Source organism: Pseudomonas sp. GL_093, from assembly GCF_057837605.1.
Map to the genome: position 1 here is coordinate 6,217,422 of NZ_CM174448.1, position 13,538 is coordinate 6,230,959.

The following is a 13,538-nucleotide window of genomic DNA, read 5'->3' on the forward strand; positions in this document are numbered from 1 at the left end:
AACAATCCCCTGTGGGAGCGTGCTTGCTCGCTCCCACAGAGAAGCAGATCGCATTACTTATAGATCAGGAGGACTCCGTCCCATGGCCGCATTTGCCCATTCCGTCGGCGCCCAGACCTATCGTTTCGAGAGTCTCAAGGAGGTCATGGCCAAGGCCAGTCCGGCGCGTTCCGGGGACTTTCTGGCCGGCGTCGCCGCCCTCAACGATGGCGAGCGTGTGGCCGCGCAGATGGCCCTCGCCAACATCCCGCTCAGCCACTTCCTGCAAGAAGTACTCATTCCTTACGAGGCCGATGAAGTCACTCGACTGATCATCGACACTCACGACAAACACGCTTTCGCGGTGGTCAGCCACCTCACCGTCGGCGGCTTTCGCGACTGGCTGCTCAGCGATGCCGCCGACGAACAGAGCCTGCGCGCCCTCGCGCCCGGCCTGACCCCGGAAATGGCCGCTGCCGTGTCGAAGATCATGCGCGTGCAGGATCTGGTGCTGGTGGCGCAGAAAATTCGCGTTGTTACAAAATTCCGCGGCACGATGGGTTTGCGCGGCCGGTTATCCACCCGCCTGCAACCCAATCACCCCACCGATGAACCGGCCGGCATCGCCGCGAGCATTTTGGACGGCCTGCTGTATGGCAACGGCGACGCGATGATCGGCATCAACCCGGCCACCGATAGCATCGCCTCGATCTGCGCCATGCTGGAAATGCTCGACGCGATCATTCAGCGCTACGAGATTCCGACCCAGGCCTGCGTGCTGACGCATGTCACCACGTCCATTGAGGCAATAAATCGCGGCGTTCCGCTGGACCTGGTGTTCCAGTCGATCGCCGGCACCGAGGCGGCGAACGCCAGTTTTGGTATCAACCTGAATGTGTTGCAGGAAGGCTATGACGCCGGTTTGAGCCTGAACCGCGGCACGCTGGGCCAGAACCTGATGTATTTCGAGACCGGCCAAGGCAGCGCCCTGTCAGCCAACGCCCACCACGGCATCGATCAACAGACCTGCGAAACCCGCGCCTACGCTGTGGCGCGACATTTCAAACCGTTCCTGGTGAACACGGTTGTAGGATTCATCGGCCCGGAATACCTCTACAACGGTAAACAGATCATCCGCGCCGGCCTCGAAGACCACTTCTGCGGCAAGCTCCTGGGCGTGCCCATGGGTTGCGACATCTGTTACACCAACCACGCCGAAGCTGACCAGGACGACATGGACACCCTGCTGACCCTGTTGGGCGTGGCCGGGATCAACTTCATCATGGGCATCCCCGGCTCCGATGACATCATGCTCAACTACCAGACCACCTCGTTCCACGACGCCCTTTACGCCCGCCAGACGCTGGGCCTGAAACCGGCACCGGAATTCGAACAATGGCTGGCGAGAATGGGCATTTTCACCCAGGCAGGCGGCAAGATTCACTTCGGCGACAGCCTGCCGCCGGCTTTCCGCCAAGCGATGGCGCAACTGGGATGAGTGTTGAAATGGATAAACCACCCGTTGACCCACAGAACCCGTTGCTGGAACTGCGTCGCCTGACGCCGGCGCGGATAGCCTTGGGTAGAACCGGCACCAGCATGCCGACCAGCGCACAGCTGGATTTCCAGTACGCCCACGCTCAGGCGCGAGATGCGGTGCACTTGCCGTTCGACCATGCGGGGCTCAGCTCACAACTGGCTGAACGCGGGCGTGCCAGTTTGCTGCTACACAGCGCCGCTACGGACCGGAACAGTTATTTGCAACGCCCCGATTTGGGGCGAAAGCTGAGTAATGAGTCGGCTCAGGCACTGCGCGATTACGCATTGGCCAATCCCGGCGGTGTCGATCTGGCCATTGTCGTTGCCGATGGGTTGTCGGCGTTGGCCGTTCATCGCCATACCCTGCCCTTTCTGGCGCGGATGGAAGATCAGATTGTGAGCGACGGCTGGTCCGTCTCACCGGTCATTCTGGTGGAACAGGGTCGGGTCGCCGTAGCCGACGAGATCGGCGAACTGCTGGGTGCAAAAATGGTGGTGATCCTGATCGGCGAACGCCCTGGTCTCAGCTCCCCGGACAGCCTGGGGCTGTATTTCACCTACAATCCAAAGGTCGGGCTGACGGACGCCTATCGCAACTGCATCTCCAATGTCCGGCTCGAAGGCCTGAGTTACGGCATGGCGGCACACCGTTTGCTGTATTTGATGCGCGAAGCCTGCCGGCGGCAGTTGTCAGGGGTCAATCTGAAGGACGAAGCCCAGGTTCTGACACTGGAGTCGGACGCAGGAGCGGACATGAAAGGTAATTTCCTACTGAGTTCGTCGGATACCTGAACCGTTTCCGCATTGCGTTTCTGATCCAGTTTCAGGCAGGATCGAAACACGGCCGCCCGAGTGAGAACCGTTCGCCGTCACAGTACGTGAAGACAGCCACTTGAAGACGAGACCTACCATGCGGATTATTCAAGCGACCCTCGAACACCTGGACCTGTTGACCCCGTTGTTCGTCAAATATCGCGAGTTTTATGGCTCCCTGGCTTATCCGGACTCGTCCCGGGCGTTCCTTGAAAAACGCCTGCGTCGCAAGGAGTCGGTGATCTACCTGGCCCTGGCTGATGACGACAGCAACAAACTGATGGGTTTCTGTCAGTTGTATCCGAGCTTTTCGTCCCTTTCGCTGAAGCGCGTGTGGATCCTCAACGACATTTACGTCGCCGAAGAGGCACGCCGCCAGTTGGTGGCCGACAACCTCATCCGCACCGCGAAAAAAATGGCCAAGGAAACCAACGCTGTACGCATGCGCGTTTCCACCAGCAGCAATAACGACGTCGCGCGGAAAACCTACGAATCCATCGGGTTCAAGGAAGACACCGAGTTCATGAACTACGTGTTGCCGATCAGCGACGAGCTATAAGCCGAAAAGATCGCAGCCCTTATGGGGACGGCCCTGTGGCTGCGATCGTCTTCTCACTGCGCTCCGAAATCCCCCGCTACAAACTCAACGCGCTTTTCACTTCTCAGCCCGTATAATGCCGATCTTTCCGGCTTGTAAGAAAAACTACACCCGTCTGTAGCCTTTTCGCGAAGTCATCCGCACAGGCCTGCAGAGTCGGGCCGTCACCACAGGTGCTCTCCATGGATTTCAACCCGCTCGACATTATTCTGCATCTCGATGTGTACCTCGATTTGCTGGTAAACAACTACGGGCCATGGATTTACGCCATTCTGTTCCTGGTGATCTTCTGCGAAACCGGCCTGGTGGTGATGCCATTCCTGCCGGGCGATTCCCTACTGTTCATCGCTGGCGCAGTAGCCGCCGGTGGCGGCATGGACCCGGTGCTGCTGGGTGGCCTGCTGATGCTGGCGGCAATCCTTGGCGACAGCACCAACTACCTGATCGGACGAACGGCCGGCGAGCGTTTGTTCAGTAACCCGAACTCGAAAATCTTCCGCCGCGACTACCTGCAGCAAACCCACGACTTCTACGACAAACACGGCGGCAAAACAGTGACGTTGGCGCGTTTCATGCCGATCATTCGCACCTTTGCACCGTTTGTCGCCGGCGTGGCCAAAATGCCCTACCCGCGTTTCTTCGCCTTCAGTGTTTTTGGCACGATCCTCTGGGTGGGCGGTCTGGTGACCCTCGGTTACTTCTTCGGCAACGTACCGTTCATCAAAAAGAACCTGTCGCTGCTGGTCGTGGGCATCATCCTGCTGTCGCTGGTACCGATGATCATCGGCATGATCCGCAGCCGCCTTGCTAACGCCGCGTCCAAAGCCCAATCGCGCTGATTCACCATGTGGTCCCTGAGCGCCTGGCGTCGCCGGCGCACCTTGGCCAAACACCCGATTGCCGACGACATGTGGCAGCGGGTGCGCCATCACCTGAGTTTTCTTGATGGCATCAGCGCCACCGAAGACCAGTGGCTGCGCGAAGCCAGCGTGCTGTTCCTCCAGGACAAACACCTGACCGCCCTGCCCGGCGTCGAACTTCACCAGGAGCAGCGCCTGCTGCTTGCCGCCCAGGCGCAACTGCCACTGCTGCACCTGGGCGATCTGAACTGGTATCAGGGTTTCCACGAAATCGTCCTCTATCCCGACGACTTCCTCAGCCCCCAGCGCCATCGCGACGCCAGCGGCGTCGAGCACGAATGGGACGGCGAACACAGCGGCGAAGCCTGGCAGCAAGGCCCGATCATCCTCGCGTGGCCCGGCGTGATCGCCAGTGGTGGCTGGGAAGGCTACAACCTGGTGATCCACGAACTCGCGCATAAACTCGACATGCTCAACGGCGACGCCAATGGCCTGCCGCCGCTGCACGCCGACATGCGGGTCAGCGACTGGGCCAAGGTCATGCAAGAGGCCTACGACGACCTCGACCGGCAACTGGACCGCAACCCGGATGCAGAAACCGCCATCGACCCGTACGCCGCGGAAAACCCCGCCGAATTCTTCGCGGTCACCAGCGAATACTTCTTTAGCGCTCCGGATTTGCTGCACGAGGCGTATCCTCAGGTCTATGAGCAGCTGAAGCTGTTTTATCGTCAGGACCCGCTGGCCCGGCTGCGGCAACTTCTGGCCGAAGACCCGGTCTATCAGGCACGCGACTAAGGTCTCTACGACCCTTGGATCGTGGCATCGGCGGCGGAATATGCCTATAATCGCCGCCACTTTTTGGTCAATCCGGCCAAGTGTTTTTGGTCAACTAACGGGGGCAACGCCCAATGAGCTACAGCAAGATTCCGGCTGGCAAAGACCTGCCGAACGACATCTACGTCGCGATCGAGATTCCGGCCAACCACGCCCCGATCAAATACGAAATCGACAAAGACAGCGATTGCCTGTTCGTTGACCGTTTCATGGCCACCCCGATGTTCTACCCGGCCAACTACGGTTTCATCCCGAACACCCTGGCTGACGACGGTGACCCCCTCGACGTGCTGGTCGTGACCCCTTACCCGGTTGCTCCAGGTTCGGTCATCCGCGCCCGTCCGGTCGGCATCCTGCACATGACCGACGACGGCGGCGGCGATGCCAAAGTCATCGCAGTCCCACACGACAAGCTGTCCCAGCTGTATGTCGACGTGAAAGAGTGCAGCGACCTGCCACCCCTGCTGATTCAGCAGATCGAGCACTTCTTCGCGAACTACAAAGACCTCGAAAAAGGCAAATGGGTGAAGATCGAAGGTTGGGGCGACGCAGAAGCCGCTCGCACCGAGATCATGAAGTCGGTTGCTGCCTATAAAGGCTGATAGCCGTCTCTCACGAACGGCTATAACGAAGAACCCCGGTTGATCCGGGGTTTTTTGTGGGCGTTTGAATATCATATTCAACAGCACATTTAACGGGCGGGCAAACCGGTTTTTTCTTGTTTAATTTTTACAAAAGACGTCTTACATCAGGACTTAAATTTCACGCCAGATTTGAACGTTTTGTTGAATCAAAGCCTTATGCCGCACGGCTAGACTCGTGTTTATGAAAAAGAACAAAACCTGCGGTCCACGATTCAGAATGCTCCTGAAAGAGCTACAAATCACGACAACAAGATTTGCCGAATTCCTGGGTATTTCCGACCCTCAAACTGTCCATAACTGGTATGCCCGCGGCGTTCCTGACTACCGCATGGAAGATGTCGCCAGAAGACTGTCCGTGAACACTGAATGGCTAAAAACCGGCGAAGGACCGCAAGACGCCAGGGAATTGCATCTGATCGATGCATCCGGCAATACCTTCGACGCCCAGTCAATCCGGGGCACTTATCGGGTCATCGACCCAGTCGATATCGAACTACCCTTTTACAAAGAAGCGGCCACTGCCCCCGGCTCCGACAAAACCCATGTCATCAAAGACCCCAGCGAATCGATCCGCCTGCCGCGCAGCGATCTTGACTCCCTGGAAATCAACCACGCCGATGCCATCTGCGTCCGCATGGTTGGCAACAGCATGGCCGAAAGAATTGAAGATGGCTCCATCGTCGCCATCGACCGCGGGCTCACGCAAATTGTCGACGGAGAGATTTACGCAATCGAGCACGACGGCATGTTGCGCATCAAATACCTGAGCCGGGTACCAGGCAACGCGATACGCATGCGCAGCCACAACAGCTCCGAATACCCGGATGAAGTCTTCAGACCTCCGCAAATCGAAGAACAAAACATAAGGGTTCTAGGATGGGTGTTCTGGTGGTCGACCCTGAATAAACGCAGGCCACCTATACCTTTTCTGTAAACACATAACTGTGTAGCAGCTGGCGAAGCCTGCGTCCGGCTGCGCAGCAGCCGTAAAACCATGCAACGCGGAAAATCAGACAGACCGTGCCTGCAGGATTGACGACTGCTCCGCAGCCGGACGCAGGCTTCGCCAGCTGCTACAAGTCACTGGAATAGCTCTAGGTCGCACACCACGCTGGGAATTCTGCAAAAAAATCAGTATGCTGCGCCCCACATTTGCGCATCGACCCTTCTTCAGGCTCAGATCGCACCGACAAGGCAGATGATTTTCTCGCCAAGTCCCACAGCCGGACGCAAGATCCGGGTGTACGTTTTGAAGGCTGGCGCGGTTTACCAAAAATGAACCAAGCCAGTCCCCGAGAAGCCGGCCACAAGCCGGCTTTTTAATGCCCGAAATAGTCCTGTCCCATCCGCGAAGCTGATATAAGCTCCACGTCTGGCATAAAATCAATAACCCTAAACAGCCCCCAACCTCAGACTTCTGACCGTTATGGAATACGTGGTGCCCTGGAGCGGTTTTCTTTCGCTGATCGAACCTTATTACCCCCAGACTGGCGGTGGTCGACAGCCCTATCCGCCGGACACTCTGTTGCGCATTCACCTGTTGCAGAACGGGTTCGCCCTGAGCAATCCGGCGATCCTGGCGCCTGACAGGCTTTCTGTCATTAATGGTGAGCGGCTCAGTATAATCGCTGATAGTTTGAACACACGTAAGGCGAGGTGAATATGCGGCGTGGTTTTGGCATCAAAATGCGGACTTTGATCTTTGGAACCGGCACCGGCGGCGTTAACTATTATAAGAGCTGCCGTGATCGCCACAAAGTTATTGGCTTTCTTGATAACAACCCACAAAAGCATGGCCAGTTGCTATTCGGAAAAACCATCTATTCGCCAGAACAACTTGCCGACCTGTCCTTTGATAAAATAATTATCGCCAGTGATTACTACCAAGAAATCCAAAAGCAACTCATGGATGAGCTCGCAATAAACGAAGATAAAATCACCGTCTATAGGCCGTCCCAAACGAAACCCTCGAGGCTACAATTTTTAAGGCAGCGCGTGAAGTTGCTTCGCTTTGAACTCAGCTGCAAGCGGACCGGATTGGTATCCGACAAGACACTTCGAGCGTTAATTGAAGCCGTCGCTACGTCTAAAGGCACAGGCTCGGCCGCGTCAGAGCCTGCAACGCATTGCCTGCGAATAAGCAGTCCCGCGAATACGGTGACGGCTTCGCTGCGCACGATGCGCGATTGGGCGGAAAAAACCGGGTTAACGCTGCTGGAAGCAGGTGAAGTGGAAAAAATCCCCTTCAAAGCACCTCATGTGTGGGGGCGTCCTGCAACGACCGAAACAACCATAGCGCTATCAAACAAACCCTATGTCGCGGATATTGCGGGTGCCCGCATCTTCGGCAACTCGAGCATCATTCTGACTTCAGACGGCACAGCCATTAGTGACACAGGGGCGCACCCGAAATTTGGACGCTTCGTCAGCTTTGTTTATGAACCCGTGGTGTTTGCCCAACAACCAGACAAAGTCATTTTAAGTTTTGGAAATTTTTTGACCAGAGAGATTGAGGCTGGTATTTTTTTATCGGGTCTGGTCTCTAACGCCTTTGGTCACTGGCTACCAGAGTTTTTGCCAAAGTTACAATTTCTACAACAGCACCCCGATTTTGCAAATCTGCCACTTATCGTCGATGCCGATATGCCGCAAAGTCACTTTGATCATCTACGACGACTTTCCGACAATCCTCTGATATTGCTGCGAACGAATGAATCGCTCATCTGTCGACGTTTACTGGTAGCGCCATCCCCTGCTTTTTTGCCGACCGAGTTTTTTGCCAACGATATTCCGATTTCCGAAATGCCGGGCCTATCGCCTCGGGCGATGCGATTTATCCGGGGAGATCAATCGCTCTACAGCAAGGTGCGCCGCGAAAAACGCATATTTTTAGCCCGAAAAAATATGAAATGGCGTCGCTTGCTTAATGAAAAAGAAATTGAAAATGCTTTGTCTGACATTGGCTTCGAAACAGTGTTCACTGAGGACATGACCGCACAAGAGCAGATCGACATTTTTCAGAAGGCTGAGTGGATAGTTGCGCCTAACGGATCAGCGCTCCTCAACTTTGTTTTTGCCGATCCCAGTGTAAAGCTGTTGGTGCTGACTCAGCCGAACTTACATAACTGGGGGACGTTCCAAGGGCCGATGGAGACCTTGGGGTATTCTCCGCTCTGGGTGTCCGGAGATTACGCACACGCCGAAGATCAAAAACATTCGCACTATCAAGTACCCGTGGAACGTGTTTTTGAAGCGCTTTCGTTTCTGGGCATGAACGTGGTTAAAAATTAACGTGCGTGATAAAAAATATTTTTGTCACCCCGCCATCGTTGCCGCCGCGTAGAACACATCAACGCCATCGGAGGCATGGCGCTGTACGACCGCGAGGTGTTCCAGACTCAGGGCGTGACACTCAAGTTCATCCGCTCGCGGCTGTTCGAGTATCCCCAGTTCGGCGCCCCCTTTGTACCGTGGCTTTCAATGGTGGATGTGATGATGTTCAATGCGCCGGAGCAGGTCTGCGCCGTCGTCATAGGTTGCTATGAATTGGTTTGAGGGGAAGATATGAGCAACGCGCTGGACAAACACGTGGCCGCCTACCAGGGTGACAATATTTACGATTTCGACAACGAAGTTCTCCTGACCTGGTATCCACAGCGCGTGCTACATCACGCCGGAGAGGCGTGCTCCTTGCTGGAGCTCGGGCTGGGCCACGGTTACACCACTGACATCTTCTCGCGTCGTTTCGTCCGCCATGTGGTGCTGGAAGGTTCCCCCGCCGTTATCCAGAATTTTCGTGACAAGCATCCTGACTGCAAGGCAGAGATCGTCGAGACCTGGTTCGAGCGCTTCGACACAGACGAGCGCTTTGACGTGATTGTGATGGGTTTCATCCTTGAACACGTGGAAGACCCACTGCTGATCCTTCGACGTTTTCGCGAATTTCTAGCCCCAGGAGGCAAGATGTTCCTGGCAGTGCCTAACGCTGAAGTGCTGAACCGCAGGCTGGGCCAGTTGGCCGGGCTGCTGGACGACGTCACCACCTTGTCCGAGAACGATCACCTGCTCGGCCACCAACGGTTTTACACGGTGGCGACCTTGAGCGCCGACGTGGCCCAGGCCGGTTGCGTCGTGGACCGACTTGAAGGCATCTACCTCAAGCCTTTCACCACCCGCCAGATCCTTTCCCTGCAACTGGATAGAAACGTCATCGACGCACTGTGCACCGTTGGCATTGACTACCCGGAACTGAGTTGTGGCCTGTTCGCCGAGATTTCTGGCCAATGAAGATACTGCTCGTAGGCGGTAACGCTTCACTGGCGCAAGTGCTGCGCCCGGTGCTGGCATCGTTCGCCGAAGTACTGACGGCCGGACGCAGTGGCTGCGATGTGGCGCTGGACCTGAGCGAGCCCGTCGAGCAGTGGTATTTGCCGCAAGGTATCGATGTCGTCGTCAATCTGGCAGCACACTTTGGCGGCGTTGATTTCGATGCAATGCTTGAGGCCGAGCATGTCAATGTTTTGGGCGGGCTCAAGCTATGCCACGCCTCCAGGGAAGCGGGCGTACGGCATTTTGTGAGCATATCCAGTATCAACGCATACGTGGATGGCGACTCCGAGTATTACGGGGTTTATGGCCTTTCAAAACGGCATGCTGATGAACTCATTCAGTTGTATTGCACCAAGGTAAACCTGCCCTGCACCCTCTTGAGACCCTCTCAGCTGTATGGCGAGCTGGATAGCTTCAGGCGGCACCAGGTGTTCCTGTACAGCATTTTGGACAAGGTGCTGCGCAACGAAGATATTGTTATCCATGGCAGCAGAGACGCCCGGAGAAACTACCTTCATGCGGAAGACTTTTGCAGGATTGTCGCAGCCGTCATCCGCGGCCGCGTAGAGGGCCTGTATGCCTGTACAAACGAGGAAGATGCCAGTCTCCTCACGGTGGCCAAAGCGCTTATCAAGGCAGCAGGCTCTACAAGCAACGTAGCGTTCAATGCCGCCATGAACGACCTTTCGGATAACGTCTTTCCTTACGACGACACCTTGTACCGCAAGACGGGGACTTATCCTGCCATCGGGATAGAGCAAGGACTCGCTCGTCTGGTGGCAAGCAGGTTGGTGACACCGTGAAAAGAGTACTGGTTTCCGGCGCCAGCGGCATCGTGGGTTATGGCGTGTTGCGCGCTCTTCGCCAGACAGGGCAAGACATTTTCCTGGTCGGCACATCGATCTACGACGACTCGGTCGCGCCCGCATTCTGCGACGTGTTCGAACAGGCGCCGCTCACCGGTACGCCGGAGTATCTCGACTGGCTGCTCGCCACACTACGGCGACATCGCATTGACCTGCTGGTCCCCGGCATCGAAATCGACATGTACCACTGGGTCGACCACATCCCACACATCCAGGCGACCGGCGCATTACCCTTGCTCAATGAGCCGTCGCTGATTGCGCTGTGCAAGGACAAATGGGGGTTTTACCAGCAACTGCTGGCAGCCGGCGTCACCTGTGCCATCGAAAGCTCGCTGGAGCAGGACTTTGCCACACTGGTAGCGCAATTCGGCCTGCCCTTCCTGCTCAAACCTCGCCGGGGCTTTGGCTCCAAGGGCATTGTTCGGGTGACCTCGGAAGCGGTTTTCCAGAAACATCGCGCAGACATCGGCACCGTACTGATGGCGCAGCCCATCGTCGGAAACGATGAGGAGGAGTTCACCCTCTCTGCGTTTTGCGACGGGAGCGGCGGTTATTTCGCCAGCATGACGTTGCAGCGCAAGCTGTCGCGTGACGGCTACACCGACAAGGCCGCAGTGGCTGACTCGGCGGAGTTCGCCCCGGCAATCGACGAGCTGTGCCGCTTGTTACGCCCACTGGGACCGACCAACTTTCAGTTTCGCCGCTGCGCGCAGGGACCCAAGCTGCTGGAAATCAACCCCCGGATTTCTTCCTCCACCGCCATCCGCACCGCGTTCGGTTACAACGAAAGCGCAATGGCGCTGGATTACTTTCTGGATCAACGCGATCCGGCTCAGCCCGTCATTCGCCGTGGCCGCGCCGTCCGCTACACCGACGAGCACATTTTCTATGAAGACGGCCTTCATCTCTGACATCCACGGTAATTACGAGGCGCTCAAAGCGGTGCTGGCCGAAATTGACCGGCAGGGTGTGACCAGCATTTACTGCGCAGGCGACGTGGTGGGCTATTACGCACAGATCAACGAGTGCTGCCGCGAACTGCGCGAACGTGAGATCCCCTGCGTGATGGGCAACCACGACTGGTACATGGCGGGCGGCGGTTTCTGTTCGCGCTCGCGCAGCGTGAACGACTGCCTGGTCTACCTGCGCACCATCATCGAACCTGAGCATCTGGACTGGCTGAAAACGTTTCCGGTGCAGCGCGAAATCGGCGAAGTCCGACTGGTTCACGGCGGCTGGACCGACCCTATCGATGAATACCTCAAACCCTCTGCCGAGTACTTCGAACGGGTACAGGGACGCGTCTTTGTCTCCGGCCACACCCATGTGCAAACCGTGCAACGCTACGGCGACAAGATTTACTGCAATCCCGGCTCGGTAGGCCAGCCGAGGGACGGCGACCCACGTGCGGCATTTGCCATTTATGAAGCGGGTGAGTTCACCCTGCATCGCGTCGAGTACGACATGCGGAAGGTGTTCGACCTGATGGAGGCCGCCGGCTTCAACGACTACTACTACGGCGGACTGAAAACCGGCGCGCGCAATTTGCGTCGGCTTGCGGACTGAAGCGGGATTGGAAAATCACATGTTCAGATGGAAAAAACCAGGCAAGGTATTCGATCCCAAGGATCTGACCCAAACCAACTGGATGCATGAATTCTCGCAGTCACCCTCGGCGCTGGTCTCGGAATGGCAAAGTCTACCTGCTGTACAACGGTAATGAGTTCGGTCGCTACGGCTTCGGTCTCGCGATGCTGGAAAACGATTAATGTCCAATGAGGAACACCGTGGAAAAGCAAAGAGACTTTAAAGAAGCTTCCGGCGAAGCGCTTCGGGAAGCGCAGTCAAAACTCAACGACTATCTGGAAGGGTGCTACAAGTTGGGACAACACTACCTGGATCTGTGCTCCAGCATCTTCCTGATGCGTGAAAAAGGAGCTCCCCGTGGCTAAATCAGTACTGATTTTCCCGGCGGGCATGCCACGCTCGATGGCCTATCTCGAACGTGCCCTGAGTGAAGGGCAAAGCGTGATCGGTTCCTCTTCGCTGGGCTACGACCCGGCGCGCCAGCTCTATCCGAACTGGGCACACTTGCCTTACGTCACCGCGCCAGACTTTGACGAGGCGCTGCGCCAAGTCATCGCCGATTTCGACATCGGCGGCATTTTCACCCCCAACCTAGTAGTGTGGGACTACCTTAATCGCTGCATCGCGCAATCGTTCCCGGGTGTGACGCTGGTCAACATCTCGCCGATGACCAGCGAAGTTGCGCCTTACCACAAGGCGTTGCAGTTCGGCGAATCGGTGCTGTCCGAACCACTAGCAGTGGCAGGGTCCGGAGAAACCAGGCCAACCGCTTCCGCGCTGGAGATCGCCGCGCTGTTCCGCCACGCCGAAATCATTCCCGGAATGTGCGACCACGAAAAGATTCGCGCGCTGTGCGAACTGTTTCGTCACGCGCCCGACGGGGATGTGGTGGAGATTGGCAGTTGGTGGGGTAAGTCGGCTTTTGTGTTGATGCGTCTGGCCAGTTGCTACAACGTTGGCAAACTGTTGTGCGTAGACCCATGGTCTAACGAGCACCTCATTCAGAACGACGAAAAGGGCTTCGTTGATCGCGTTCCGGTCAACGCCGATGAAGCCTTGACGGTGTTCCAACTCAACCTGCTGCCGTATGCCCACGGCTCAGTGAACTACATGCGCCTGCCCTCCGTTGACGCAGCAGTAGAATATCGCCGCAGCCGGCAGGTAACGACAGCAGCGTTTGGCGAAACGACCTATGTAGGTCGTATTGCCGTCCTGCATATAGACGGTAACCACAGCTACGATAAGGCTCGCGCTGATGTATTAGCCTGGGCGGACCTCGTGCTGCCGGGTGGCTGGATCATCATCGACGACTACATCTGGCCCTATGGTGACGGACCGCAGCGTGTAGCTGATGAGTTTCTCAGAAGCCGACTCTCCATCATTGATTGTGCATTTGTCATGGGGAGTGCGATGTTTATCAAATTGAAATAACGCTCCCCCGCAAACACTGCGCTCGCTCGGTCAAACTCTATTGAAAGCCTCAGAG

15 protein-coding genes and 1 pseudogene are annotated in these 13,538 nt (G+C 56.6%); all 16 read left to right on the forward strand.

All coding sequences use genetic code 11. The features are described from left to right. Window positions 1–82: 82 nt before the first annotated feature. The 16 genes and pseudogenes from AC3IUE_RS28700 to AC3IUE_RS28775 all read left to right on the forward strand — a co-directional run bounded on the left by AC3IUE_RS28700 (window position 83) and on the right by AC3IUE_RS28775 (window position 13,483). Window positions 83–1,477: an ethanolamine ammonia-lyase subunit EutB gene (locus tag AC3IUE_RS28700; protein WP_489264397.1), complete on the forward strand. Its 1,395-nt coding sequence runs from the start codon at window positions 83–85 to the stop codon at window positions 1,475–1,477. 8 nt (window positions 1,478–1,485) lie between these two features. Continuing rightward, the gene (gene eutC / locus AC3IUE_RS28705) at window positions 1,486–2,310 is read left to right on the forward strand and encodes an ethanolamine ammonia-lyase subunit EutC (protein WP_489264398.1); all 825 of its coding nucleotides are present in this window, start codon (window positions 1,486–1,488) and stop codon (window positions 2,308–2,310) included. 118 nt (window positions 2,311–2,428) lie between these two features. Beyond that, window positions 2,429–2,890 (forward strand): GNAT family N-acetyltransferase, encoded by a 462-nt coding sequence (locus tag AC3IUE_RS28710; protein ID WP_056743612.1) that lies wholly within the window; start codon window positions 2,429–2,431, stop codon window positions 2,888–2,890. Window positions 2,891–3,111: 221 nt separating this feature from the next. Next, window positions 3,112–3,768 (forward strand): DedA family protein, encoded by a 657-nt coding sequence (locus AC3IUE_RS28715; protein ID WP_056743613.1) that lies wholly within the window; start codon window positions 3,112–3,114, stop codon window positions 3,766–3,768. 6 nt (window positions 3,769–3,774) lie between these two features. Continuing rightward, window positions 3,775–4,587 carry a M90 family metallopeptidase gene (locus tag AC3IUE_RS28720; RefSeq protein WP_489264399.1) on the forward strand — a complete coding sequence of 271 codons (813 nt, stop codon included), beginning with the start codon at window positions 3,775–3,777 and terminating at the stop codon, window positions 4,585–4,587. A 113-nt stretch (window positions 4,588–4,700) separates the two neighbouring features. Continuing rightward, on the forward strand, window positions 4,701–5,228 hold the full coding sequence (gene ppa / locus AC3IUE_RS28725; protein ID WP_046047374.1) for an inorganic diphosphatase: 528 nt from the start codon (window positions 4,701–4,703) through the stop codon (window positions 5,226–5,228). 223 nt (window positions 5,229–5,451) lie between these two features. Next, a complete protein-coding gene (locus AC3IUE_RS28730; RefSeq protein WP_056743617.1) occupies window positions 5,452–6,204 on the forward strand; it encodes a S24 family peptidase in 753 nt (250 codons plus the stop codon). Window positions 6,205–6,687: 483 nt separating this feature from the next. Next, a pseudogene (locus tag AC3IUE_RS28735) lies at window positions 6,688–6,846 on the forward strand (transposase); the annotation flags it as partial. Window positions 6,847–6,932: 86 nt separating this feature from the next. Beyond that, a complete protein-coding gene (locus AC3IUE_RS28740; protein WP_489264400.1) occupies window positions 6,933–8,561 on the forward strand; it encodes a glycosyltransferase family 61 protein in 1,629 nt (542 codons plus the stop codon). Between the two features lie 21 nt (window positions 8,562–8,582). Further along, the gene (locus AC3IUE_RS28745) at window positions 8,583–8,825 is read left to right on the forward strand and encodes a WbqC family protein (protein WP_489264401.1); all 243 of its coding nucleotides are present in this window, start codon (window positions 8,583–8,585) and stop codon (window positions 8,823–8,825) included. Between the two features lie 9 nt (window positions 8,826–8,834). Next, window positions 8,835–9,557, forward strand: coding sequence for a class I SAM-dependent methyltransferase (locus AC3IUE_RS28750; protein ID WP_489264402.1), 723 nt, complete (start codon window positions 8,835–8,837; stop codon window positions 9,555–9,557). Then, window positions 9,554–10,402: an NAD-dependent epimerase/dehydratase family protein gene (locus AC3IUE_RS28755; protein ID WP_489264403.1), complete on the forward strand. Its 849-nt coding sequence runs from the start codon at window positions 9,554–9,556 to the stop codon at window positions 10,400–10,402. Before AC3IUE_RS28750 ends, AC3IUE_RS28755 begins: the two co-directional genes overlap by 4 nt. Then, window positions 10,399–11,376: an ATP-grasp domain-containing protein gene (locus AC3IUE_RS28760; protein WP_489264404.1), complete on the forward strand. Its 978-nt coding sequence runs from the start codon at window positions 10,399–10,401 to the stop codon at window positions 11,374–11,376. The genes AC3IUE_RS28755 and AC3IUE_RS28760 overlap by 4 nt, the downstream gene beginning before the upstream one ends. Beyond that, entirely contained in the window at window positions 11,354–12,031 is a 678-nt protein-coding gene (locus tag AC3IUE_RS28765) for a metallophosphoesterase family protein (protein WP_056743628.1), read from the forward strand. Before AC3IUE_RS28760 ends, AC3IUE_RS28765 begins: the two co-directional genes overlap by 23 nt. A 221-nt stretch (window positions 12,032–12,252) precedes the next feature. After that, the gene (locus AC3IUE_RS28770) at window positions 12,253–12,417 is read left to right on the forward strand and encodes a hypothetical protein (protein ID WP_201784097.1); all 165 of its coding nucleotides are present in this window, start codon (window positions 12,253–12,255) and stop codon (window positions 12,415–12,417) included. Then, window positions 12,410–13,483, forward strand: a complete 1,074-nt coding sequence (locus AC3IUE_RS28775; RefSeq protein ID WP_489264405.1) for a class I SAM-dependent methyltransferase — start codon at window positions 12,410–12,412, stop codon at window positions 13,481–13,483. Before AC3IUE_RS28770 ends, AC3IUE_RS28775 begins: the two co-directional genes overlap by 8 nt. Window positions 13,484–13,538: the final 55 nt, after the last annotated feature.

Excerpts from the sequence above, each read along its gene's own strand:
- AC3IUE_RS28700 (WP_489264397.1), top strand. The coding sequence starts at position 83 with ATGGCCGCATTTGCCCATTCCGTCGGCGCCCAGACCTATCGTTTCGAG.
- eutC (WP_489264398.1), top strand. The coding sequence starts at position 1,486 with ATGGATAAACCACCCGTTGACCCACAGAACCCGTTGCTGGAACTGCGT.
- AC3IUE_RS28710 (WP_056743612.1), top strand. The coding sequence starts at position 2,429 with ATGCGGATTATTCAAGCGACCCTCGAACACCTGGACCTGTTGACCCCG.
- AC3IUE_RS28715 (WP_056743613.1), top strand. The coding sequence starts at position 3,112 with ATGGATTTCAACCCGCTCGACATTATTCTGCATCTCGATGTGTACCTC.
- AC3IUE_RS28720 (WP_489264399.1), top strand. The coding sequence starts at position 3,775 with ATGTGGTCCCTGAGCGCCTGGCGTCGCCGGCGCACCTTGGCCAAACAC.
- ppa (WP_046047374.1), top strand. The coding sequence starts at position 4,701 with ATGAGCTACAGCAAGATTCCGGCTGGCAAAGACCTGCCGAACGACATC.
- AC3IUE_RS28730 (WP_056743617.1), top strand. The coding sequence starts at position 5,452 with ATGAAAAAGAACAAAACCTGCGGTCCACGATTCAGAATGCTCCTGAAA.
- AC3IUE_RS28740 (WP_489264400.1), top strand. The coding sequence starts at position 6,933 with ATGCGGCGTGGTTTTGGCATCAAAATGCGGACTTTGATCTTTGGAACC.
- AC3IUE_RS28750 (WP_489264402.1), top strand. The coding sequence starts at position 8,835 with ATGAGCAACGCGCTGGACAAACACGTGGCCGCCTACCAGGGTGACAAT.
- AC3IUE_RS28755 (WP_489264403.1), top strand. The coding sequence starts at position 9,554 with ATGAAGATACTGCTCGTAGGCGGTAACGCTTCACTGGCGCAAGTGCTG.
- AC3IUE_RS28765 (WP_056743628.1), top strand. The coding sequence starts at position 11,354 with ATGAAGACGGCCTTCATCTCTGACATCCACGGTAATTACGAGGCGCTC.